Genomic DNA, 25143 nt, shown 5'->3' on the forward strand with positions numbered 1-25143 from the left:
CAATACCATGTCAGTAACGCCTTATATACTCATGATTCGGCCCGTGCTTTTTGGCTACAATGCCCAAACGGCCGTCAACAATGAGTTTCAAGTGGCCGGCCACGACGGCCAGGCCCAGCAAAAAGCACAGGAAGAATTCGATGGCTTTGTACAGGTGCTGCACAACAGTGGCGTGGATGTCACCGTCGTCAACGACACACCCGAACCGCATACGCCCGATTCTATCTTCCCCAACAACTGGATATCCTTCCATGCAGATGGTACGGTTTGCCTTTACCCCATGTTTGCCGAAAACAGGCGGCAGGAACGCAAACCCCATGTCATCGAAAAGATACAGGAACGCTTCATCATAGAACAGACCTATGACCTGACGCATTATGAACGCGACAATAAGTTCCTGGAAGGTACAGGCAGCATGGTGCTCGACCGTGACCTGAAGATCGCCTATGCCTGCCTGAGCCCCCGTACGGACCGCGCAGTATTGGAAGAATGGTGCCGGGCACTCGACTTTCAACCCATCGTGTTTGATGCCGTGGGAAGTACCGGCCAGCCGGTGTACCATACCAACGTCGTGATGTGTGTGGCCGACCGTTATATCGTGCTCTGCCTGGATGCAGTACCCAATGAAGCAGAAAAAGAACTGTTGCGCAATACCATCGACCAGTCGGGTAAGGAACTCATTACCATCACCCTGGAGCAAATGAACAAGTTTGCCGGCAATATGCTGCAGGTAGCGACCATTCCTGGTGAAACCTTACTGGTCATGAGCTCACAGGCCTACCACGCACTGGCTCCCGAGCAACTGAATCGCTTGCGCAGCTACAACCGCATCATCCACGCTCCGCTGTCAACCATCGAAACCAATGGCGGTGGCAGCGCCCGCTGTATGATGGCCGAAGTGTTTTTGGAACGACGCATAGCCGAATAATATAATATGCCGGCTGGGTTTTCTGCCCATCCGGCTATTTCCACACCCTTGCAGGTCAAAATAGTCGTTTGAGCAGCCATCGTGCAACGATGGCCCGGACAGCGCTGTCTCACACAAAAACCCAACATGAAATACATCTACCTATTGCTGACCGTCAGCCTGTTGGCCTCCATAAGCTGTAAAAAGGATAAAAAGCACAACGATAGCTTTACCGTAACGATTGTGGCTCAATCAACTTCTGGCACTGCCACGACCTTTGCGGCGACCGTGTCAAACCCCAATCCAGACACGCAGCCCTTTCTGTGCAAGATTCCTACGGATATAGGCAGACCTAAATATAACTGCACCGATGCCGTATACCTGAGGAACCTGCCTGCCGACATGCGCATCATTGGCAAAAGGATCCGGTTTACCCGCTACAAAGACTACGGGCAAAACGGGTTACTCTCCTCCATTCACCATGCTCATGAATTGGATGTATACGATCCGGTAGAAATAAGGTAATCAGGCTCCATCAGGTACCAGCAATCGCTGTCGCGAAGCTGGCCATCAATCCGCCAGCATCTCAGGCCGGTACTCGAAGTGCATGGTATCGTAATGATACCATTTGCCACCCCAGATAAAGCCATGCTTTTCGAAGATGTCGACGATCTGTTGAGGAATGCGGTTGACATATTGCGGGATCTTACGGTGCTCATCCGTCGTCTTGTTATCCCATTGCCAGTAGTTGGAGAAAGTTGTATTGATATCGATGGCAATGCCATAGCTATGGGTGCTCAGCCGGGTGGTGCCTTTGATCACCCGCCAGCTGTAGGTGCCCGCAGCCTCACGGGCATAAGGCAACATCGCCGGTAGCTTTTCCAGTTCTGCTGAAATTGCCTGTAACTTCTTATCTACCCCATTGATTCGTGTGACCCGCAGTTGTTGTGGTGCTGTATTAGGCAACCAGGTAATGGTCACTAAATTACGTTGTACCGCTGCAGGCATGGCACCATACATTACCTTAAACAGACTGTCGTTGCGGATTCTGCCCGGGTCATCCAACTCCGCTGGCCGCGGTGTCTTCCCCTTTACGTATCGGGTACGCAGCTGGTCTTCAATATCCGCCTCCGCATATTCCTGTATCAGCGTCTTCTGTCGCCCATCATCCAACGGCAACTTCACGCCATTCTTAAAGATCACCTGATTGCCCTGCACGGCAGCAATGCAGTCGGGATAGGCTTTGATTAACCGCCGGGCCAATTGCAGCTGTACAGTGTCCTCCGCAACTCCTGTTATCAGCCTGCGCCTCCCGGCCAACTGGCTATCAGCCCCCGAGATACGTAGCCGACGCATACTCGTTGAAACGATGAACGTTGTAACAACTGCCATCAGCAAAACCATTTTACCAAAACCGTATTGTATCCGAAACAGGGTCGACATGTAGGTTGATTATCTGGATAACATTTTCTTCAATCCTTCCGAAAAAGTAACAGGCTCGTAGCCAAGTTCCCTGCGCGCTTTATCGATCACAAAGCCAGTCTTCGGCGGACGCTTACCAGGCTGTTTGAACGTAGCAGCATCAACCTTGGTGATCTTGCTTTTATCGAGCTGCAACAGATCGGCTGTCTGGATAGCAATATCGTAAGGCGTCAGAAGATCTTTGCCCGAGATGTGATAAATACCAGTCGCCTGTTGCTCGACGATCAATACAATGCCTTTTGCCAGGTCCTCGACATAAGTGGGTGTACGCCATTGGTCGGCTACCACTTTGATATCCTTGCCCTGATCCAGGCTGTCCTTTACCCAGGTAATGATATTGCTGCGCGTACCTTCCAGGATATTGCCGTACACCAGGCAGGTGCGTACAATAGCCCAGGGAATGGTGCTGGATTCGGTGATCGCCTCGGCCTGCATCTTGGTAAAGCCATAATAACTGATGGGCTTCAGATCATCCTCCTCTTTATAATTGCCTTGCTCGCCATCAAACACAAAGTCGGTCGATACATAAATGAAGTGTTTGGCATACAATTCCGCATCAGCCGCGATCAGCGCCGTTCCCGTCACGTTCACCTTTTCACATTGTTCCGGGTGCAGCTCACATTCATCGACCTGTGTCATCGCCGCCGCATGGATCACCACCTCCGGCTTTTCCTCATCCATGACTTCCTGTACATCGGAAGCGTCGCTCACATCCAGGGTGCGATACTGGTACCGGTCGTCATAACCAGCCAGGTGCAGGCGGGCGTCCCCTTTGCCGGTTCCTACTACCGTATATCCTTTGTCGAGCAATTGCTGCACAAGGTGCTGTCCCAATAAGCCGTTTGCGCCAGTTACCAATACTTTCATGTGTCAAAAATAAGCCGCCGTCTTTAAAATCCCCAAGGCCCTTTGTTCATCCTTGCCAAAAAGAGAATGACCGGCAAATAATGCCGGTCATTCTGGTATACAATTATTCCGAACTGCGTCAGAGTCTATTTCCTGTATTTACATGGCAGGCACCTTGCCTGATTGTCTCAATGCCTAGTTGCCTTTCTGCCTCGAAACCTCCTAAAACCCTTTCTTCCCATTCCCCACACCACCACCGGTAAACTTCGGCGTGAAGTTCATATTGGTGAAAGTGAAGCAATAGATATCGGCAATACCTTCCAGCGCCTTGGCCATATTGCTGGCGCCATGGCCCGAGTTGGTGTCGATACGGATCATCACCGGATTAGCGCCCTTGTGCATGGCCTGCAGCATCGCCGCATACTTGAACGAATGCGCCGGCACCACCCGGTCATCGTGATCTGCCGTGGTGATCAGGGTAGCCGGATAATTCACACCCGCCTTCAGGTTGTGCAAGGGCGAATAAGCATAGAGATTCTTGAAATCGGCTGCGCTGTCGCTGCTACCGTATTCCGCGATCCAGTTCCACCCGATGGTGAACTTGTGAAAGCGCAACATGTCCATCACACCGACTTGCGGTATGGCCACCTTAAACAGGTCGGGCCGTTGGTTGGCCACCGCTCCTACGAGCAAGCCACCATTGGAGCCTCCCCTTATCGCCAACCGCTGTTTGGAGGTATATTTCTCTTTGATCAGGTATTCACCTGCTGCGATAAAATCATCAAATACGTTCTGTTTCTTTTGTAACATACCGGCCTCATGCCAGGACTCGCCATACTCCGACCCACCACGCAGGTTGGCCACAGCATACACTGCCCCCTGTTCGATCCAGGGAATCAGCGTGCTGGAGAACGACGGTTGCATACTGATGTTGAAACCGCCATAAGCGTATAGCATGGTGGGGTTGTTGCCATCCAGTTTCAGTCCTTTTTTATGGACAATGAACATCGGGATCTTCGTACCGTCCTTGCTGGTATAGAACACCTGCTTGGTTTCGTAATCTTCCGGGTTGAAAGCTACTTCCGGACGACGGAATACCGAACTGGTGCCGGTCGCGATCTCGTATTTATAGATCGTTGGCGGAAACGTGAAAGAAGTATAGGTATAGAAAAAGTATTTATCATCCTGCAAGCCGCCAAAACCACCAACCGTGCCGATACCAGGCAACTTGATCTCGCGGATCAGCTTACCAGCGTAATCGTGTTCATACACACGGCTGGCTACGTCTTTCAGGTAACTTACATACAGTCTGCCGCCGGCGGTACCAACACCTTGAATAGGCTCTTTGGCTTCCGGAATGATCACCTTCCAATTGGATTTGGCAGGACTGGCCGGATCAAACAACACCACTTTATTGTTCTCCGCACCGTCGTTGGTAGAGAGTAAAATTTTATCGCCCTCATTGTCGACAGGGCTGTAGCTGTACTTGCCAACTTCCGCCACAATGGGTTTGAACCGGTTGTCTCCACTCTTGCTGTCGCGGTAATAAAGTGCGTTACCATCAAATCCTTTCCCGCGGTCGCTGATGGAGAGATAGGCAAACCGCTCGTCTTCACTCGTACTGAGGAAATGAAAGCGCTGGGGATTGGCCTTGTCTTCATATACCAGCTCATCCTTGTCCTGGCTGGTGCCGATGGTATGGTACCACACCTGGTGATTTTCATTCTTCGACGACAATTCTTTGCCCGCTTCGGGTGCCGGGTAGCGGCTGTAGTAAAACCCGTTGCCTTGCCATTCTGCGCCCGATACCTTCACCCACTCGATCGAATCTGTCAGGTCTTTGTTGGTGGCCATATCCCGGACATACAGCGTGCGCCAGTCGGATCCGCCTTTTGAAATACCCCATACAGCGTAACGTCCGTCCTTCGACAGGTTGAATACGGCCAGCTGGGTAGTACCCTCCGCCGATAACTTGTTGGGGTCCATGACCAGTTCGGGCACCGCGTCCAGCCCTTTTTGGCGGTACAACACTGCCTGGTTCTGGAGGCCATCGTTCTTATAAAAATAGAAATAGTCTCCTTTGCGGTTGGGCGCCGAATATTTGGGGTAATTGGCCAGGTCTTCCAGCCTTTTCTTCATTTGCGCCCGGTAAGGGATCTTGTTCAGGTAATCGAAGGTCACCTTGTTCTGGGCCTCTACCCAGGCCTTTGTTTCTGCACTGTTGTCATCCTCCAGCCATCGGTACGGATCGGCAACTTTAACACCATGGTAGTCATCAACCTGGTCCGATTTCCGGGAATTGGGATAGCTGGTCTGGGCTATCAGATCGCTGCTCGCTAATAAACTCATAATCGGTAATATATAGCTTTTAATCATATCACACGGTTTGTTATGGCAAGATTACTGATTTTCAGACATCAACGACCACCGTTCGTGTATCAAACTAAAAACCTTATTTTTGGGCCGATTTTGAAAAAGACGCGCTGATTATCAATATATCTTGCATTATTTTCGAGATTTTCTTAAAAAATAACTAACAGCACACATTCATGGCACAAAAGGTGACAAAAATCGGTGTTCTTACTTCGGGTGGTGATGCGCCCGGTATGAACGCCGCTGTTCGCGCCGTTGTAAGAACGGGTATCTATTACGGTTTGGAAGTATTTGGAATTATGCGCGGTTATACCGGCATGGTGGAAAATGATATTATCCCGATGCATTCCCGCAGCGTGGCCAACATCATTCAACGCGGAGGCACTATCCTGAAAACTGCCCGTTGCAAAGAATTTCTGACCAAGGAAGGCCGCCAGAAAGCATACGACAACCTGAAAGCCCTCGGTATCGACGGTCTCGTGATCATTGGCGGCGACGGATCATTCCGTGGCGCTGATGTATTCAGCCGCGAATTCGACATTCCCTGTATCGGTATCCCCGGTACCATCGATAAAGACATTGCCGGTACCGATTTCACCATCGGTTTCGACACCGCCGTCAACACTGCCGTAGAATCGATCGACAAGATCCGTGATACGGCCGACGCACACGACCGCCTCTTCGTTATTGAAGTAATGGGCCGCGATGCAGGTTATATTGCCCTGCACAGTGGTATCGCTACCGGTGCAGAGCACATCCTGATCCCCGAGCGCAAAACCGATATGGAACACCTGATCGAATCGCTCCAGGAAAAAGAGCGCCGGAAGAAACTGGTGAACATGGTGGTGGTAGCAGAAGGTGATGAGTTTGGTGGTGGCGAAACAGTAACCGCCCTGGTGAAAGAACGCCTGCCCAATATCGACACCCGCCTCTGTATCCTCGGACACATTCAGCGTGGTGGTGCCCCCACCTGTCTCGACCGCCTCATCGCCAGCCGTATGGGTTATGGCGCTGTAGAATGCCTGATGGAAGGCCGTCACAACGTGATGGTGGGCATCCTCAACAACCGCATGCAGTATACCCTGCTTGAAAAAGCAGTCAAGTCGAAGCAGAAGATCAGCGAAGAATGGATGAAGATCGTGAAGATCTTAGCCAGCTAAATCGAATGAGTTTAATCATTTTGGTGGCAATTCGTGTACCTTCGCCGCCTTTACCGGTTAGCCTGCTATTGTTGCGCTTTTTGGTAATATGAAACAAGAATAGAAATCACGTAATCCCAATAAACATGGCCAGAGATCTTTCGAAATACCTGCACAATGAAATGGATAAAAAAGCCGGTATTGAACACATCAACCACCGCACCAAGATTGTAGCCACCGTAGGCCCCGCTTGCGATACGTACGAGAAATTGCTGGAACTGGTAAAAGCTGGGGTTAACATCTTCCGTCTCAACTTCTCTCATGGCACCCATGAGAACAAAGCTGAGATCATTGCCCACATCAAAGAGATCAATCGTAGAGAACCCTATAATATTGCCATCCTGGCCGACCTGCAAGGGCCCAAGCTGCGTGTTGGTGAGATCGAGAACGGCGCCCTGCCCATCGCTCCCGGCGATATCCTCACCTTTACCTCCAAAGAAAAGGTAGTAGGCACCAAAGAGAAGATCTATGTTTCTTACCCCAACCTGCACGAAGATGTGAAAGTGGGCAACAAGATCATGATCGACGACGGTAAGCTTGAAGTGGTGGTAGTTGATATCACCAAAGAAGGCGACGTAAAAGTGCAGGTTACCTATGGCGGTACTCTCCTTCCCAAAAAAGGCGTGAACCTGCCCGATACAGAAATATCACTGCCCGCCATGACCGAGAAAGACCTCGTCGATCTCGAGTTCATCATCAAGCAGGAAGTAGAATGGATCGCCCTCTCCTTCGTACGCAAGGCCGAAGACATCGTTGACCTCAAGCGCCGCCTCGCCGAAGCCAAGAGCAAATCCAAAGTGATCGCCAAGATCGAAATGCCTTCAGCCCTCGTCGACCTGCGCAACATCGTGGTAGAGTCCGACGGTGTGATGGTAGCGCGTGGTGACCTCGGTGTCGAGCTGCCGGTAGAAAAAGTACCGATGGCACAACGTGATATCATCCGCAAATGTATTCACCGCGCCAAGCCCGTGATCGTAGCCACCCAGATGATGGAGTCTATGATCGACCGCGTAAAGCCCAACCGCAGTGAGATCACCGACGTGGCCAACGCCGTATTGGAAGGTGCAGACGCCGTAATGCTGAGCGGTGAAACAGCCACCGGCAAACACCCTGCCCTGGTGGTAGAAACCATGCGCAAGATCATTCTCGAAGTAGAAAGAACAGAATACCGCTACAACCGCGAAGAAGACCTGAAGCCACAGCCTCACTCTCCTTCGTTCCTCAGTGACGCCGTTTGTTACAATGCCTGTAAACTCGCCAACGATACCCATGCAGACGCCCTCGTAGGGATGACGCAAAGTGGTTACACGGCTTTTGTGCTCAGCAGCTTCCGCCCCAAATCACTGCTCTATGTATTTACCAAGGAAAAAACCCTGGTCAATCAATTGAGTCTGAGCTGGGGTGTACGCGCCTTCTTCTACGACGAAGAAGAGAGCCTGGACGATATCATCTTCGACCAGATCAACATCCTGAAAGAACGCGGCTTCATCAAGCCCGGTAGCGTGGTGGTCAACACTGGTAGCGTGCCCGTACACCTGCACCTGCCTACCAATACCCTCAAGATCACCAAAGTCGAATAATCAACGGGCATGCCCTTACCATATCGAAGCCCGCCCTTCCCGGCGGGCTTTCTTATTTGCCCCTACATTAAATAAAAAAACGGGACTACCTTCCGGCGTCCCGCTTCATTTTTCATAGGTCAGTATTGTTAATAACCTGAAAGGCCTATCTACTCGATGATCTGAAAACTGATCGGCATGTACATACGTGTCTTAACCGATTTACCCTTCACCTTACCAGGTGTCCAGTCGGGCATTTTGCTGATCACGTCGATGGCTTCCTGCTTCAAGGTATATTCAGTATTGTTTTCGTTCATGGCTTTTACGTCCATGACATTACCTTTTTCGTCGACTGTAAAAGCAATACGGATATCACCTTCCGCGCCTTGCTCGATGGCGTCTTCGGGATATTCGATATTGTCTTCTACGTAACGACGCAGGGCATCTTCACCGCCCGGATACATAGGCGCTACATCTGCACGGGAGTAAACTCCATCTGCATCACGTACAGCGACAGATGTTTTCACGACCGGCATGTCCTTCATATTGAGCGAGGCTTTGCCGCGTGTCCCTTTTTTCTTTGGCATTACATTGCTGTTATCTGTCCTTCTATCGGCACCTGGTACTACTGTATTGTCCATAGGGCGTTCAGAAGTATTATCCCCGGAATTGGGCGATTCATTGATGGCAGTACCTTGCGTACTATCCATGGTGGTCGCATCACCTGCAGGTGCTTCGCTATTGATAGGTCCATTATCATAACTGCTGTTATTACTTTGACATCCGATCAATAAACTACCGGCCACGATCGACAGTGCAGCAAACACCGATCTCCAATTATTCTGTGCGTAATTCATAACTAATGCTTTTTAGTGAACAATTGATCTTACTGCAATAGCTAAAAATACAGTGCCACGAACCGTTTTTTTTCAGCCTTTACTGCGCAAAAGGCGCATATTGGGGCGCAATTGGGTCAGTACGGGGTCTGGCATTATTTTTCGGTTTTCTTATTGTATTTTTGGTACTGTAGTACACTATGGACATCTCTACATTCTATCCACAAAATGACACGCTCAGGAATTACATCGACTACTATTATTTCCTGAAGGCCGACTCGCCCGATTTCAAGACTACCTATTACGCATTTCCCAACACCGCAGTCCCGCTCAGCATCCATCGTTCCATACAATATGAGATCAAAGAACATGCAACGGCGGTGCAGGCCACCAAAGACGGAAAACCGGGCGCGCTACTGCAACGAAGTTTTCAGCAGCCCTTGCTGGTCAACCTGCAAGGTCCGGTCGACAAAGTAACCATCTGTTTTAACGCGGCTGGCATGGCTCCTTTTATCAGCCGACCTTTCAGCGAGATTGCCTCCGTCGATTCGCAGGCTTTTTCAGACTGGGATACACTACCCGCCTACCAACAACTATTACAGGCCTTTTTTTCCACTGATGGGCATGAAGAAAGGGTAAAGCTGCTCGAAACTTTCCTGCTGTCCATTTGCCATCCCCAGGCAGAACATGCTCTGATTAGCAAAGCTGTAGCGATGCTGAGTGATTTTGAGGATCAATATTCCATCGAAAATGTTGCCGCTACCCTCAACCTCACCACCCGCTCCTTCAACCGGCTTTTTCACAAACACATGAGCATTTCGCCGGTGGCCTGGAAAAAGATCGCACGCTTCCGGCATTCGCTTAAAAACAAGCTCTTCAACGCCCAGTTCAAAAAGCTGACCGAGATTGGTTACGACAGCAATTTCTACGACCAGTCTTACTTTATCAAAGTCTACAACAAACTGACGGGCTCCAACCCCGGCGCTTTCTTCAAGAGCATCGAGAAACTGGCCGATGACCACCTCATCTTCCGGTTTGTGAAAGAATAGCCCATTTGTCCGAAAAATACAATTCCACCGCACCAAGGGATAGTTACTTTGTGTCCAACGACGCCGTATAGCCATGCCCTCCCCCGAGACACCCTCACTCCGACGCGGGCATCGTGTACCAATCGTATAGCCAATTACCAATTTCAACAGCATGACAAAACAATTCTGGATCGTCTTACTGGCGCTGCTGAGTGCAGGAGCGCCCACCGCTTACAGTCAACCCCAAAAACGCACCTTCAACAAAGTATTGGCCGATTCGCTGCGTCGCATGACGATCGTAGACCAGGAAGCCGCCAACATTCGCCAGGGAAAGTACAAAGACTACACACTGGAAGCCTGGGATCATTTCAAAGACAGCGTATTCAAAACACATGCGCAAATCCTGGAGAAATTTTTTGACCAGCATGGCTACCCAGGCATCGATTTCGTGGGTAAAGAAGGTGAACATGACTTCTGGCTGATGGTGCAGCACAGCGACCACAACCCCGCTTTTCAGGAAAAAGTACTCAACGCCATGCAAAAAGAGGTACAACGCAACAATGCCGATAAGAAGAACTTCGCGTACCTCACCGATCGGCTGTACCTGAATACCGGTCGCAAGCAGTTGTACGGTACGCAGGTAATTTATCGCAGAGATATCTGCCAGGCCTATCCAAAGCCTACGGATGACAGTACCCATATCAACGACCGCCGCAAAGCTGTGGGGCTGCCCACAGTCGAGGAATACCTCAATTTGATGACCAATATGCATTTTGAGATGAACAAAGCCAATATGGAAGAAAGAGGGATCAAAGGCCCCACGTTGTACACAGTACCCAAACAATAAATGTTGACAAGCAGCCCCCAGGCCTCCAGAGTGCGATGCAGCAGCACGATACCAGCCCCGGACAGCCGGGGCTTTTTCGTAGACCAAGATTTACTTCCGGGATAGCAGGAATGGGATTGTCCCAAGGTTTCCATTACCGTAGTAATCTGTCCGAAAATTACAATTATGCGATAACTGGTTCACGTTACTTTGCATACTGAGAAAACACCCCTTCATGAACCATAGCACATCGAGAAGACTAGCTGGTTATTGCCTCTTATTCCTCCTGTTGCAGGCAGCACCCGCCAGCGCACAGTCCGTATCCATGTACCAGGCGCCCCTTCAACTCAGGGTGCCTTCGCCCGCCATGAAAGACACGGAGACGGTAGAACTGATACTGCCCAAAGAATTAAGCACCAGCAAGCACAGGAAATATCCCGTGGTATTCGTATTTGACAAGCAAAATAGGTTCATCTACCAAAACACCCTCAACAACATTGACTATACCACAGCGATGATGCGCATGCCGGCCTGCATCATCGTTGGCATTTCGTATACCGGGGCCAACCGCACGCCCCGCACCATGCCAGCCTACAATGGTACCCGCGGCAAAGCAGACGATATGCTGACCTTCCTGCTCGACGAATTATTTCCCGTACTGCAGCAACAATACCAGGCGGCCAATTTCAAACTGTTGATCGGTCATTCCCGTACCGCTATCTTTTCCCAACACGCCATCATGGCACGCCCGCGTGATATCAACGGCATCATCGCCAGCAGCGCCAGCCTGTTCGATTTCGGCAGTGCGCAGGAGCAGGTGATCTTTGAAAAAGGGCTCGATACCATTGCCCGCCTGCCGCAGCAGCGCTTTTTTTATTTCTCCACCGGCGACTCCCTACTGAGTGGCTTGCCCGGCGGCGATGGCCATCAGGCAACTGTCACCAAACTGGATCAATACCTGCGCGCGAAAAAACTACCCGCCAATTTTATCTGGAAAAGTTACTTTCACGCCAATGCCACCCATAACATGACACCGGGTCTTACCGTACCCGATGCGCTCAATAGCCTCTTCAGCCGTCATACGCTGACACTCAACAGAACATTCGCCAAACCGTTCACGACAGATACCGCCCAGCTACGGCAGTACATACAGGAAGAACTAGCCGCCACATCGGACCTGTATGGCTACCCCGTGCAGGCCGATATTACATTCTACAATTCCCTCGCCAGCCATTACCTCTATGGCAAGCACCAACTGGGAGATAAGAAATACGAGCTGGCCAGATTCATCTGGCGGCAGGCTAGTCGCGCGTATCCGCAATTCGGAGCTTTTTACCTCAGCCTGGCAGAGTTGTACGAGCGGGAACACAACAGCGCCCAAGCCAAAGAGTGCCTCAACAAAGCCCTGCAATGCAACAATCCTTTTGTTACGGAAACAGAGCAAGCGGCAGAAAGAGCAGAGATCAGCAACAAGCTGGCTGCATTGGTCGGCAATAAACAATAAACAGCCGGAAAAACGGTACAGACCGGTAACCCGGCAGCAACCATTTCAAGTAGTATGAAAAGACTTTTCACCCTGGCAGCGATCTTGCTGAGCGGATCACTCCAGGCACAAAAAGACTCGGCCAACACCTTTTCGAACCGGGCATATGACCTGTACCTGAAAGGCGATTATTGCAATGCATTTATGTGGTACGAGAAAACTTTCGAATACCAAAAGGTCAACTACCCGCTATACCAGGCGGCCGTGTGTGCCTGCCAGTGCGGTCAGCCGGCCAAAGCACTCAAGTACTTCAACGAGTTTGTGGAACATGGCGGCGACTTTTACAACTACGAGTTCTTTGTCAACGACACCGCCGCCAACTGCCTCAAAGCTACCCCCGACTGGAAAGCCGCCATGGCTTCTTTCAAAATACCCTACGATTCCGTACAGGCTGCCACACAGGCTTACTACGCCTCCATCACCGATACCACCAACCGGCTCAATCGTTCGGAGTTGACCGACACCGCTGCCTGGCGCAAGCGGGCAGCCGGTATGCCATTCCCAGCCCTGTACCGCTCCATCAGGCAATTCAACCAATACCAGCGCCCACCGAAAACCGGGCATTGGACGCTATATGATATCCGTGTCAACGATACATTGATGGTCCCCTTCCTTGTCTACATACCCGCTACCTACCGTCCCAATCGACCAACACCGTTGTACCTATTCCTGCAGGGCGCGGTGAGTTACCGGTCGTCCTTCGCCGTAAAAGGACAACCCGCCATTTATGAAAAGGGAGTGATCGAAAAGCCCATGGAGCAAAACGCTTTTATCCTCTACCCCTTCGCCCGCAAAGACATCAACTGGCTCTACCATCCCGCCGCCTTCAAAGCCATCGAAGACGAGATCGCCTTCCTGAAGTCACTCTACAACATCGACGACAACAAGGTTTATGCTACCGGTCACTCCGATGGCGGTCGCGGTGTGTTCTGGCTAGCCATCAACCGGCCCGCACCTTTTGCAGCCTTCCTCGGGCTAAACTATTTCCCTTCCATAATCCTGGGTAACACCTCGTTGGGCAACCTGCGCAATACACAACGTTTTTACGGGATCAGTGGCACTGAAGACCATCTGTTCAAAAAAGAAATGATCAGCAGCATCTATAACTACAGCCGGGAGATCGGTGCCAACTGGTACAACCAGCTAGTCCCCGGCAGCCATAGCCTGCCCTATAATACACCATCACCCATCAGGTTTATATACGACAGCCTCATCAACCAACGCCGCGATCCATTTCCCCGCCAGTTGCAATGGCAAACCGACAATACGCTGAACGGACGTTATTATTGGATGCAGATCGCTCAACTCGACACCCTGGCCACCCCATCCTCCTGGCATGTCAACCACAACCCAACCGTACCGGGCAAGAACGACAAAAGAGATACACTCAACTACAACCGGCGCCGGTCGGGCGCCATTATGGCCAACATCAGCAACAATAGGGTCTACATCCATACCTCGCGCGTAAAGGAAATCATATTTTACGCCTACCCCGACCTGGTAGACCTCTCCAAACCCGTCACCTTTTACATCAACGAAAAACCAGCGTATACCGTAACCCTGCAATCCGATAGAGAAGTCCTGTTGCAGGACTTCCTGAAAAACAAAGACCGCCGGTTGTTACCGGCGGCCAGGATCAATATTGTGCTGTAAGAAACAGTCGATCAAATGTCATTCATTGCTTGTTGTGCGTTGCTCAGCAACAAGCTTAACTCTTCTTCATTGGCAAGGGGAAAACCACCGAAGTCGAAGTTGGCCGATTGGCGATAGCTGACTGTATCAGGTACAGTCACCCGCGCCGAAGTATGATACTCTACGGCGCCGGTGCCCTTGATCAGTGTGGCAATATTGGCAGCGCGTACACCGGCGCCAGGCATGATGATGATCCGCCCGTTGGCCTGGGTAACCAGTTTGGCCAATACGTCGATCCCCTCCGGTGCACCGGAAGCCTGGCCGCTCGTAAGCACCCGCTCACAGCCCAATTCGATCAGCTGCTCCAACGCCTGGTAAGGATCGGGCGTACGGTCGAATACACGGTGACAGGTTACGCCCATCGGATAGGCCCAGGACATGATCTGCTTCATCCTGTCGATATCAATTTCACCGTTTTGCAAATGCACCCCGGTAGAGATACCGTCGCACCCCAACTCCTTGCACAACAGGATATCCTTCTTAATGATCGCCCACTCATCGTCGTCATACAGGAAATTGCCGCCGCGCGGGCGGATGATGGGATACAATTCGAGACCGATCTGCTCCCGCACGCGCAGGATCGCACCATGCGAAGGCGTTGTACCGCCCTCCCCGGGATTATCACACAGCTCTACCCGCGTAGCCCCCACCCTGGCAGCCACCAGGCTGCTTTGGATATTGAAAGCACACACTTCGAGTACAATATTATCGGCCATAGCTCTTTGTTTGAAGGCAACAGTAGGGTTATTGATAAACGCTTTTGGCTTTGTACACCTTTTCCTCCTTACCACTGCGCACAGCATAGGTAAAGCCAGGCTGCAAGGCATAAGCGCCAAATTCTCCCTTTTTATTCAGGGCCAGAAAGCCTACCTGCACCTGCTTCGCTTTTTCCGGGCTGCGGGCAATGATACGCTCCACCGCTTTGCGGCAGGCATCTTCCGGTTTATGTCCTTGCCGCATAAGTTCTACTACCAGGTGTGAACCCACAATACGGATCACCTCTTCTCCCACACCGGTAGACGTAGCAGCCCCTATCTCATTGTCGACATACAGCCCCGCACCGATGATCGGTGAGTCGCCTACACGTCCATGCATCTTGTACGCCATGCCACTCGTGGTACAGGCACCACTCAAGAGGCCATTGGTATCCATAGCGACCATACCGATGGTATCATGGTTATTGATACCGCCGGGCATAGGATCGTTTTCCTTCTTATATAACTTGTTCTCGATATTCATGACCGGCTCATATTTGGAGGTCTTGAGCCATTCTTTCCAGGCCTTTTCGGAGGAAGGAGTCAGGAGGTTTTCTTTTTTGAAGCCATTGGCCAGCGCAAACTGCAGGGCACCATCGCCCACCAGCACCACATGGGGTGTTTTCTCCATCACCAGCCGGGCCACGGAAATCGCATGGATGATGTGCTCGAGGCACATGACCGATCCGCAATTGTATTGATCATCCATGATACAGGCATCGAGCGTCACGCGACCGTCGCGGTCGGGCAAGCCACCATACCCCACACTCTGGTTACTTTCATCGGCCTCGGGCACTTTTACACCCGCCTCTACCGCATCCAGGGCACGGCCACCCGCCGACAGCACTTTCCAGGCATCGGCATTGGCTGCCTTGCCAAAATCCCAGGTAGAGATCACGATCGGATTGCCTTTAACAACAGCAGGAAGTGCAGGTTCCGCGGCGGCCAATGATTGGCCAGCCAAAACGGCCGCAGATCCCATGACGGAGGAGCGGAGGAATTTTCTTCTGGTAGACATAACAAATAGCAGGTTTCTCTTGTGAATAAAGCACCAATGGGGTGCTACGGGTTGCAATATCAGTAAATCGGCCGATATGGCCCGCTCCGTTCATCAGGCATTGGCGGCAAGTTGCATAAACTTTTGCAGGTTGCGTTTTGCCGTCTTGCGTACTTTATTGATCACAAAACCACTCCACCCCAGCAAAAGCCCTTTAAGGCCCAATGCCTGGCGGCTCCAGGCCCACATATCGAAGTCATCCATATGCTCGATGATCAGCCCATCATGGAACTTAAAATGAGCTTTTACCTGATTCACCACTTTACGTCCGGTGGCGGAAAAGGTATAGGTCGCGATCCATTCGCAACTTCCATATTCATTGCCTGCTTCTACGTGTTTGAATTCAACCGAAAAACCTTTGGCATTGCGGCACAACATCGTCCACATCGCAGCCACTTCTGCCGCATTGAGGTTTTCAAATACCGGGTCATAAAAAGTGACCTCTTCGTGGTAACAGGACAACATACCGTTTGCATCCAGCCTGCCGAAGGTGGTGTAGAATTTTTCGATGAGTTGTTGGTGAGGATGCATAAGCGGTTGTTACGGGTTAATGTACTTTTGTTACTTTCGGACATTAAAATTAAAGGTTACATGAGAAAACTATTCCTTTTCCTGACCAATTGTCTTATTATTTTTATTGCCCAGGGGCAATTAAGTCCGCAAACAGCACAAGACTCGGCCTGGTTGCGTGACAACTATACAAAAAAAGAAATATACATTCCCATGCGGGATGGCGTGAAACTGTTCACTTCCATCTACCTGCCCAAGGATGCTACCGAAAAACATCCTATCCTGATGACCCGCACCCCCTATAGCTGTGCGCCGTATGGTGAAAACAACTACAAGGCAAGTCTCTGGATCGGTCACCTGCGTTACTATACCCGCGAAAACTACATCATCGTGACCCAGGATGTACGGGGCCGCTGGATGAGTGAAGGACAGTTTGTGGATGTACGCCCTTTCAACCCCAATAAAAAAGGCACCGAGAACGACGAGGCCAGCGATACCTACGACGCCATCGACTGGATGGTCAAAAACCTGCCCAACAACAACGGTAATGTCGGCGTGTTCGGCATTTCTTATCCCGGCTTTTACTCGACCATGGCAGCCCTCAGCGGTCACCCGGCCCTGAAAGCCGTGAGCCCCCAGGCGCCCGTAACCGATTGGTTCCTGGGTGATGACTTTCACCACAACGGCGCCTTCGCCCTCATGGACGGCTTCAACTTCTACACCGGCGGATTTGGTTTCCCCCGGCCTCAACCCACCACAGTAGGCAGCCCCAGCAAATTGCAGATCCCCCGCAACGATAACTACGCCACCTTCCTGAACATCGGCGCCTTGCCCAATTTCATGAAGCTGACCGGCGATAGCCTTTCTTTTTGGAAAGACCTCTACGCCCACCCCAACCTCGACGACTGGTGGAAGGCACGCAATCCCCGCAATTTCGTCGACAACATGAAGCCAGCCATCCTCACCGTTGGTGGTCTGTTCGATGCGGAAGATTGTTATGGAGCCTGGCGTTTGTATGAAGCCATCGAAAAAAAGAACCCGGCCAGCACCTACAACAAGATCGTGATGGGCCCCTGGTACCATGGACAATGGTCATCACTCGACGGCACCAAACTCGGCAACGTACGGTTCGGCGCCAATACCTCACACTGGTACCAGAACAATATCGAGATCCCTTTCTTTAATTATTTCCTGAAAGGCAAGGGAGACATTTCCAAATTACCCGAAGCCACCATCTTCTTCAGTGGCGCCAACGAATGGAAGCAATTCCCCCAATGGCCTGCTGCCAATAAAACCGACCAGCCGCTCTACATGCAGCCCAATGGCGGACTGGCCTGGGAAAAACCAACCGTAAAGAACAGCTTCAGCACGTATGTAAGCGACCCCGCCACTCCCGTACCGTATGCAGATGGCATCCATTGGGGCCGAACCCGCGAATACATGACCGACGACCAGCGTTTCGCTGCCCGCCGGCCCGATGTACTCACCTTTCAAACCCCTGTATTGACAGAAGACCTGACGCTTGGTGGCACCCTGGTAGCGGACCTGCTTACCAGCATCACCGGTACAGATGCCGATTTTGTCGTTAAGGTCATCGATGTATTCCCCGATGATTTTGCCTATCCCGGCGCCGTAGCACCAGCAGGTCGTGCAGGCGGTGGCGATTATCCCATGGGAGGTTACCAGATGCTGGTACGTGGCGAGATCATGCGTGGCCGCTTCCGCAACAGCTTCGAAAAGCCCGAAGCTTTCAAGCCCAATAAGATAGAACGGGTAAAGTTTGAATTGCCGGATGTAGCGCACACCTTCAAAAAAGGCCACCGGGTGATGGTACAGGTCCAGAGCAGCTGGTTCCCGCTCTTCGACCGCAACCCGCAAAAGTTTGTCAACATCTATGACGCACAAGACAGCGACTTCCAGGCAGCGACGATCCATCTCTTCCACGATGCGGTCAATAGCAGCAACCTCATTTTACCAGTGTTGAAATGATAAGGCAGTACTGTTGATCATCGAACATCTCAATAACATACGGTCACCACGATAGCAAAAGCCGCCTCACCAATCCCTTGAGGCGGCTTTTGCATTTCTGCGGAATCAACCGGTTGCGCAACAATTTGATATCCTATTAGGAAATTTCATGTCGGGGAATGGTTACATTTGACCACCTTATATCACCTTTTACAAAAAGACGCTATGCGAAAGCTATTGACCATTGCTCTGCTCTGCAGCCATGCGGCCCTGTTCAGCCAGGTAAACATCATTCCGCAGCCGGTAGAAGTGAAGATGCCCAAAGTGGCCGGCCAGTTTGTAATCACCAAAAATACGCCCATCGTACTGGAAGGATCGGGACTGGAGAACTCCGCCAACTTCCTCAACGACTACCTGCAACAGGTGTATGGGTTCACCCTCAAGGTAACCGATAAGTCTACCCCGGGCGGTATCCACCTCAATTATGAGAAGATGGAATACACCTATCCCGGCGCTTACGTACTCCGGTCCGGCAAGGGTCAGGTCTATATTGCCGGCGATAATGAGGCCGGTACCTTTTATGGTGTACAAACCTTGCTTCAATTGTTACCCGTAGAAAAGAGTGCTTCGCTCAAAGTACCCTATATCGATATCAAAGATTATCCAAGGTTTCAATACCGTGGTCTGATGCTGGATGTAAGCCGCCATTTCTTCCCCATCTCCTTTGTGAAGAAATACATCGACTACCTGGCCATGCACAAGATGAACTACTTCCACTGGCACCTCACCGATGACCAGGGCTGGCGCATTGAGATCAAGAAGTATCCCAAACTTACCGAAGTAGGTGGTTACCGTAATGGCACCATCATCGGTCGTTATCCCGGTACGGGCAATGATCATCAACGGTATGGCGGCTTCTACACACAGGAAGAAGCGAAGGAGATCGTGGCATATGCAGCCAAACGATATATCACCGTTATCCCCGAGATCGAGATGCCCGGTCACGCCTCCGCCGCGTTGACAGCCTACCCCCATCTTGGTTGTACTGGTGGCCCCTACCAGGTGCAGCAAACCTGGGGCGTATTCAACGACGTATTCTGCGCAGGCAACGATACCGTATTCAATTTCATGCAGGATGTACTGGACGAAGTAATTCCTTTATTCCCGGCTAAATATGTGCATGTAGGCGCTGACGAGTGCCCCAAAGACAGCTGGAAGAAATGCCCCAAATGTCAAAAGCGTATCAAGGACCACAACCTGAAAGACGAGCATGAACTGCAGAGCTATTTCATCCAGCGCATGGAGAAGTACATCAATGGCAAAGGCAAAACCCTCGTTGGCTGGGATGAGATCCTGGAAGGCGGTCTCGCCCCCAATGCGGTAGTGATGAGCTGGCGCGGAGAAGCGGGTGGCATCGAAGCTGCTAAACAAAAACACCAGGTGATCATGACACCGACCACCTATGTATACTTCGACTACTCACAAACAAAAAGTGAAGATTCTGTAACGATCGGTGGCTTCATTCCCTTACAAAAAGTATATGGCTACGAACCCATCCCCAAGGAACTCACCGCAGAAGAAGGCAAATACATCCTCGGTGCACAAGCCAACCTGTGGACAGAATATATTCTTTACCCCAGCAAAGTAGAATACATGATCTTCCCCCGCGCTACGGCCTTGAGTGAAGTATTGTGGAGCCCTAAAGAAAAGCGCGACTGGAACAGTTTTGAGAAACGCCTGCAAACACAATTCAAGCGGTACGACCTGTGGGGTTCCAGCTATAGCAAGGCTTATTTTGACCTGAAGGCCAGCATAGCCCCCACTCCCAACTATGATGGATCAATCCTGTACAGCCTGCAGACAGCTGCGCCCAACAGCAAGATACTCTATACGCTAAACGGCTATGATAGCAAAGTGAGTGTGTATAGCAAGCCACTGGTTGTAAAAATGGACGACCAGATCGGTGCCATGCTGGAAGTGAACGGGCAGCAATTGAGTCCAGTGAACCAGAAGTTTTCTTTTAACAAAGCTACCGGCAGAAAAGTATCGATCACCACACCGACTGCCGAAAACCGCCGGGGCAATGGCGGCACTTTTGGCCTGGTGAATGGCGCCCAATCCGAAAAAGGCATCCTGGGTGATGAATGGTTAGGCTGGCAGGGCCCCGATATGGAAGCTATCATTGATCTCGGAAAAATACAATCCATTTCCTCCGTTAAAGTCCACCTCCTTGATCAACAACCGAGCTGGGTATATCTGCCAGAATATGTAGAAGTGCTCGTATCTGAAGATGGTAAGAACTTTCAATCTACCGGCAAATCAAATCAAGCGGTTAAAGAAAGCCACAATATGGCTTCTATTACAGTACCGGCTGCGGCCAAAGCCCGCTATGTAAAAGTGTTTGCCAGGAACCATGGCACCATCGCCGACGGCAACCCCGGTGCAGGCAGCAAGGCCTGGTTATTTGTGGATGAGATCTCGGTGAACTGATCAATCGGCAGAACTAGCTAATAAGCAATGGGGCCCCGTGAAGAGGGCCCCATTTGTTTTACTATGAAACACGAAATGAACACCTATTGCTGGATCATGAGCTTTTTGGTTACTCTTTCTGCACCCGCAGTGACAACAACGGTGTAGTGACCGTTTTGCAGGGCATTGACCTTATCCAGGCGAATGACATTATCACCTTTCTCGATGATCGTACGTTTTTCAATCAGTATTCTACCCATGTTGTCGATGACACGCACCACAACCGGTTGCCGTTTGGTGATACTTATGTTGACGTTGGCAAATTCAGCAGCCGGATTGGGAGCCACACCCACCGTAAGCCCGGAGATCTCGAAGCGAACGATCAATACACGACTGTAGGTAAATGAGCCGTTGCGATCTACCTGTTTGAGGCGATAATAGAACCTGCCAGCTGACGTGGCCGGATGATCCAGGTAATCGTAATTCGCTTTCAGGCCTTCTTTCGCTGCAATGGTAGCCACTGTGGTGAAACTGGTACCGTCTGCACTTCTCTCGAGTACGAAGTTGCCAAAGTCGACCTGGTTATCGGCCTCCCAGCTAAGGGCAACACCGCCATCGGTTACCTGTGCGTTGAAGCTCACCAACGTAATTGGCAGCAGCGCAGCCGGGTTAATGGTACGCCAGGCCCGGTCGAGCTGGCTGGCAGGCAATGCAGACAACGGCAATGGACCGCGGGCGCCAAGCGTTCCGGGCGGATTGGCGGGCGGATTCTGAAAACCTATTGTCGTTACTGCATTCATGCCCTGCATGATGACATTGGGGCCTGTATTATCGAGGTCAAAAGCATTATCGAGACCATCATTGTCGATGTCGATGCCGGTAGGCGGATAATCATTGAAACCATCGCCATTGCCATCGTGCCCTTCGTTGATATCGAGGTAACCATCGTCATCGGTATCCGTATCCAGGTAATCGTCCGGATCCGTACCGCCGAGGAAGTTGGCAGGATCGATGCCCTCTGTTGTATACAGCAAGTTATCATCCCTGTCGTATTCATCATCGATACCATCCTTGTCGGTATCCAGATAAAGGGGAAGCTTGTAATAATTGGTGTACAATCCTTCTACGTTATCCGTGATACCATCCCCATCGGCGTCGATATCGAGGTAATTGGGACGGATATCATTATCGGAATTCAGTAAGATGAAAGTCGTCTGCGCATTGATTGCAGGGTCCCAGCCATCAACCGCGCTTGGTGTTCCCGAAGTCGTAGCAGTGCCATGTGCATGAAAAATGCCATTCTCGATCACATCCGGAATACCATCGCCATCGGAATCATGGTCATAAGGATTGGGTAAGCGATCGCTGTCGAAGTTGGCACGCGTATAACCACCGGCCTGGCTCGCGGCATCCAGCGTGTTCGTGGTGAGAATGAGCGCCTGCTCGGGGTTCTCCAACGTACCATCGTTGTTGTCGTCAGGATCATAGGTGTTGACCAGTCCATCGTTGTCGGTGTCTGCAAGCTGGTCGGCCCGGCCGTCATTGTTGAGATCGGTACCACCTGCTTCCAGGATATCGGGAATACCGTCATTGTCACTGTCGAGATCATACTCATTGACAACGCCATCTCCATCCTGATCCCAGTTGGAAGGAGGCAAAGGAGAAGCTGGTGCATCACGATGTCCATCGCCATTGGTATCGATACCGCCTGCTTCGATCAGGTCAGGAATACCATCGTTGTCAGAATCGATGTCGAGGTGATTGGGCTTACCATCCAGGTCAGCATCGTAATAATCATTGATACCGTCGCTATTGGTATCCGTGAAAGCAGGCACCAGAATCGGCAATCCCGGAGTCGGATCGATGTAATTCTGAATACCGTCGATGTCGGCATCCCCCGTCGGATCATACCCCCTGCCCTCCTGCAGATTGGTCAACCCATCATTATCATCATCCGCATTGGGTGCGAATGCTACGGCTTTCATCCATGTAGGCGCCGTAGCCCCTTGTTGCTTCGACCGCCATAGCATGCCGGAAAACCCGGGCCCTGCCATAACCGGCACGACGTTTGAAGCAGATAGCAGTAACAGTAAAAGCGTGCACTGGACTTTTCTGCTCAATCTCTTTTGTGAGGGAAAGCGCAGTTTCAGGTGTAAAATTTTACACATAGGTGTTGTATTGATTAACTAATAGTAAATCAAAAGAAAGTGTACCCAGTTCGAAAACGGACTACCGGTCAGTGTTAGATAATGATCTCAGGAGATGGGAAATGCTACTAATGCAGAAAATCATGTCACCAGCAATATCAATAGATAAAGGCCGGCGCGCGGCTAAGGTAGGAACAAAGGAATTAATATACACTACAATACTTATCCGTCAAGCGGATAAATTATACACTTAGAATTTAAATGCAAACGGCCGACCTATCATCGATGGTCAGCCGTTTGCAATTTATAGCTGTTGCTCCCCAATATTCCTCATGGCTTGTCCCACCAAAGGCGGGTATTGATATTGTCTGTGCCACCCAACTTCTGCACGGCTCCCTGGTAGCCTGCTTTGTTGGTTTCTTTTTCGGAAATCGCGAAATTGATCCGCTTGATGAATTGCCCGGCAGGAACCACTCCATTGCTGTTGTTGATGACCACGGGAAACAATTTGGGATACCCCGTGCGCCGGAATTCCGTCCAGGCTTCCTGCGACTCCGGAAACAAAGCGATCCATTTCTGCGTCAGGATCTGCTCCATTTTCTGGGCCGTGCTGCCGCCCTCATTCCACTTGGGGCTCACCGTACTCAGGATCGGCGATCCCGCGGCCACATTGTTCACCGCATTGAAAGGATCGGTATAAGGAGCCGGTTGTGCCAAACTGTTCTTATACGCATCAAACGAACCTTCCACGCCCCATTGTGCCAGCGACCGCTGTATACCTTTCTCATAGGCCTCCTGCACCGTGGCCGCACCAGGCACCGTCCAGCCACGTAGCTTTGCTTCGGCCTTCAGGAACCAGACCTCCGCCGATGTCAGCATCGGCATACGCGTACCCAGGTTGGCCACACTCGACAGCTTCCGGTACAATTGGTCATTCGGCAGATCGATCCCGTTGCGGATACCTTTGTATTGACCAGCCACCGCCGGGTCGATGGCCGGGGTAAAGTATTTGGAGAGACGGGGATCATTGTATCCCTTCAGGTATGATTCCATCGGAGCGCCCATCTTGATATCACCCCAACTATTGGAGATCACCGAGATTGGATTGTTGAGCGTTTTGCTGTTGATGACATAATCATCTTCATTGGTTTCGATCAGCCCGAATTCGTTGGAGAGCGCTTTCTCCCCTTCCGTCTTCGCCTTCGCCACGTCGGCACCCACAATGCGGATCGCCAGCCGCAACCGCAACGCATTGATCAGCTTCATCCACTTGGTATAATCTCCGGCATAGGAGAGGTCGAAGTTTTTGAACTTTTTAGAAGAATCGGCACTGAGTGCATAAGGCTTTAACTTAGCCTGCGCATCATCCAGGTCCTTAAAAAAGGCATTGTAAGCTTCCTGCTGCGAATCGTAGCTAACACTACCATCACTATTGATCTTGCCAAAATTCGTGTATACCACCGGTCCAAATACATCACTGACGCGATGCAACGACAGCACTTTTAGGACCAGCGCCCAGGCTTCGAAGTTGGGATAGCCGTCTTTTTTGGCACGGTCGATGACCGCTTGTGCCGGCGACATTACATTGTCGTAAGCCAGTGTCCAGATATTGTTGTTCCAGCCATCCATCATCGCGTAGCTGGAATTGTTGACGTTGTTGGCAAACGGCGTAGGTGTCATCATATACCCCGAAAAGATATCTGCATTCAGGTTCTGCATCAGCTGGTATTGCCATTCCGGGGCAAATAAGTGTACCCCCAACTGCATTTGACTGAATGGCGCGCCATAAAGTGCGAAGTCACCCTTGAGGTCTTGCTCGCTCAGGCCATAAGGATCGGTATTGATCGACTCGAATCGTTTGGTGCATCCTGTGGCCAGCACGCAAACCAGTGCGATGGCGGGGATGAAACGGTTACAGTATTTATCGATAGGTTTCATACTATGCA

19 protein-coding genes are annotated in these 25143 nt (G+C 51.0%); 10 read left to right on the forward strand and 9 right to left on the reverse strand.

Going from position 1 to position 25143, the window contains the following annotated elements:
* The first annotated feature begins 7 nt into the window (after positions 1 to 7).
* Together ctlX and P2W70_RS19985 are read left to right on the forward strand one after the other, a co-directional pair.
* Positions 8 to 928: a citrulline utilization hydrolase CtlX gene (ctlX, locus tag P2W70_RS19980; RefSeq protein WP_276483284.1), complete on the forward strand. Its 921-nt coding sequence runs from the start codon at positions 8 to 10 to the stop codon at positions 926 to 928.
* Between the two features lie 126 nt (positions 929 to 1054).
* Positions 1055 to 1432 carry a hypothetical protein gene (locus P2W70_RS19985; protein ID WP_276483285.1) on the forward strand — a complete coding sequence of 126 codons (378 nt, stop codon included), beginning with the start codon at positions 1055 to 1057 and terminating at the stop codon, positions 1430 to 1432.
* A gap of 45 nt (positions 1433 to 1477) precedes the next feature.
* Here the strand turns inward: P2W70_RS19985 and P2W70_RS19990 are convergent, their stop codons facing one another.
* The 3 genes from P2W70_RS19990 to P2W70_RS20000 form a co-directional block, all read right to left on the reverse strand.
* On the reverse strand, positions 1478 to 2350 hold the full coding sequence (locus tag P2W70_RS19990; RefSeq protein WP_276483286.1) for a M15 family metallopeptidase: 873 nt from the start codon (positions 2348 to 2350) through the stop codon (positions 1478 to 1480).
* A gap of 9 nt (positions 2351 to 2359) precedes the next feature.
* A complete protein-coding gene (locus tag P2W70_RS19995) occupies positions 2360 to 3256 on the reverse strand; it encodes an SDR family oxidoreductase (protein WP_276483287.1) in 897 nt (298 codons plus the stop codon).
* A gap of 201 nt (positions 3257 to 3457) precedes the next feature.
* The gene (locus P2W70_RS20000; RefSeq protein ID WP_276483288.1) at positions 3458 to 5584 is read right to left on the reverse strand and encodes a prolyl oligopeptidase family serine peptidase; all 2127 of its coding nucleotides are present in this window, start codon (positions 5582 to 5584) and stop codon (positions 3458 to 3460) included.
* 200 nt (positions 5585 to 5784) lie between these two features.
* Here P2W70_RS20000 and pfkA point away from each other — a divergent pair, with 200 nt between their 5' ends.
* Positions 5785 to 6768: a 6-phosphofructokinase gene (pfkA, locus tag P2W70_RS20005; RefSeq protein WP_276483289.1), complete on the forward strand. Its 984-nt coding sequence runs from the start codon at positions 5785 to 5787 to the stop codon at positions 6766 to 6768.
* A 125-nt stretch (positions 6769 to 6893) separates the two neighbouring features.
* Entirely contained in the window at positions 6894 to 8387 is a 1494-nt protein-coding gene (pyk, locus tag P2W70_RS20010; RefSeq protein WP_276483290.1) for a pyruvate kinase, read from the forward strand.
* Between the two features lie 149 nt (positions 8388 to 8536).
* On the opposite strand, the gene P2W70_RS20015 is transcribed toward pyk, so the two are convergent.
* Positions 8537 to 9223, reverse strand: a complete 687-nt coding sequence (locus P2W70_RS20015) for an energy transducer TonB (RefSeq protein ID WP_276483291.1) — start codon at positions 9221 to 9223, stop codon at positions 8537 to 8539.
* 179 nt (positions 9224 to 9402) lie between these two features.
* Between P2W70_RS20015 and P2W70_RS20020 the strand changes: the two genes are divergently transcribed.
* The 4 genes from P2W70_RS20020 to P2W70_RS20035 all read left to right on the forward strand — a co-directional run bounded on the left by P2W70_RS20020 (position 9403) and on the right by P2W70_RS20035 (position 14252).
* Complete coding sequence (locus P2W70_RS20020) at positions 9403 to 10251, forward strand: helix-turn-helix domain-containing protein (protein ID WP_276483292.1); 849 nt, start codon at positions 9403 to 9405, stop codon at positions 10249 to 10251.
* A 151-nt stretch (positions 10252 to 10402) separates the two neighbouring features.
* Positions 10403 to 11077 (forward strand): DUF6624 domain-containing protein, encoded by a 675-nt coding sequence (locus tag P2W70_RS20025; protein ID WP_276483293.1) that lies wholly within the window; start codon positions 10403 to 10405, stop codon positions 11075 to 11077.
* A 214-nt stretch (positions 11078 to 11291) separates the two neighbouring features.
* Complete coding sequence (locus P2W70_RS20030; RefSeq protein ID WP_276483294.1) at positions 11292 to 12560, forward strand: alpha/beta hydrolase-fold protein; 1269 nt, start codon at positions 11292 to 11294, stop codon at positions 12558 to 12560.
* 54 nt (positions 12561 to 12614) lie between these two features.
* The gene (locus P2W70_RS20035; protein ID WP_276483295.1) at positions 12615 to 14252 is read left to right on the forward strand and encodes a hypothetical protein; all 1638 of its coding nucleotides are present in this window, start codon (positions 12615 to 12617) and stop codon (positions 14250 to 14252) included.
* An 11-nt stretch (positions 14253 to 14263) separates the two neighbouring features.
* Here the strand turns inward: P2W70_RS20035 and P2W70_RS20040 are convergent, their stop codons facing one another.
* The 3 genes from P2W70_RS20040 to P2W70_RS20050 form a co-directional block, all read right to left on the reverse strand.
* Positions 14264 to 15007 carry a copper homeostasis protein CutC gene (locus P2W70_RS20040; protein WP_276483296.1) on the reverse strand — a complete coding sequence of 248 codons (744 nt, stop codon included), beginning with the start codon at positions 15005 to 15007 and terminating at the stop codon, positions 14264 to 14266.
* Positions 15008 to 15035: 28 nt separating this feature from the next.
* Positions 15036 to 16064, reverse strand: coding sequence for a glycosylasparaginase (locus P2W70_RS20045; RefSeq protein ID WP_276483297.1), 1029 nt, complete (start codon positions 16062 to 16064; stop codon positions 15036 to 15038).
* A 93-nt stretch (positions 16065 to 16157) separates the two neighbouring features.
* Positions 16158 to 16634, reverse strand: coding sequence for a nuclear transport factor 2 family protein (locus P2W70_RS20050; RefSeq protein WP_276483298.1), 477 nt, complete (start codon positions 16632 to 16634; stop codon positions 16158 to 16160).
* Between the two features lie 60 nt (positions 16635 to 16694).
* On the opposite strand from P2W70_RS20050, the gene P2W70_RS20055 reads away from it, so the two are divergent.
* Together P2W70_RS20055 and P2W70_RS20060 are read left to right on the forward strand one after the other, a co-directional pair.
* On the forward strand, positions 16695 to 18602 hold the full coding sequence (locus P2W70_RS20055; RefSeq protein WP_276483299.1) for a CocE/NonD family hydrolase: 1908 nt from the start codon (positions 16695 to 16697) through the stop codon (positions 18600 to 18602).
* A 204-nt stretch (positions 18603 to 18806) separates the two neighbouring features.
* Positions 18807 to 21071 (forward strand): glycoside hydrolase family 20 protein, encoded by a 2265-nt coding sequence (locus P2W70_RS20060; RefSeq protein WP_276483300.1) that lies wholly within the window; start codon positions 18807 to 18809, stop codon positions 21069 to 21071.
* Positions 21072 to 21154: 83 nt separating this feature from the next.
* On the opposite strand, the gene P2W70_RS20065 is transcribed toward P2W70_RS20060, so the two are convergent.
* Together P2W70_RS20065 and P2W70_RS20070 are read right to left on the reverse strand one after the other, a co-directional pair.
* Positions 21155 to 23104, reverse strand: coding sequence for a T9SS type A sorting domain-containing protein (locus tag P2W70_RS20065; protein ID WP_276483301.1), 1950 nt, complete (start codon positions 23102 to 23104; stop codon positions 21155 to 21157).
* Positions 23105 to 23527: 423 nt separating this feature from the next.
* Positions 23528 to 25135: a RagB/SusD family nutrient uptake outer membrane protein gene (locus P2W70_RS20070; RefSeq protein WP_276483302.1), complete on the reverse strand. Its 1608-nt coding sequence runs from the start codon at positions 25133 to 25135 to the stop codon at positions 23528 to 23530.
* Positions 25136 to 25143 lie beyond the last annotated feature (8 nt).

Source organism: Paraflavitalea pollutisoli (genome assembly GCF_029360705.1).
In the GTDB taxonomy this organism is placed as follows: domain Bacteria; phylum Bacteroidota; class Bacteroidia; order Chitinophagales; family Chitinophagaceae; genus Paraflavitalea; species Paraflavitalea pollutisoli.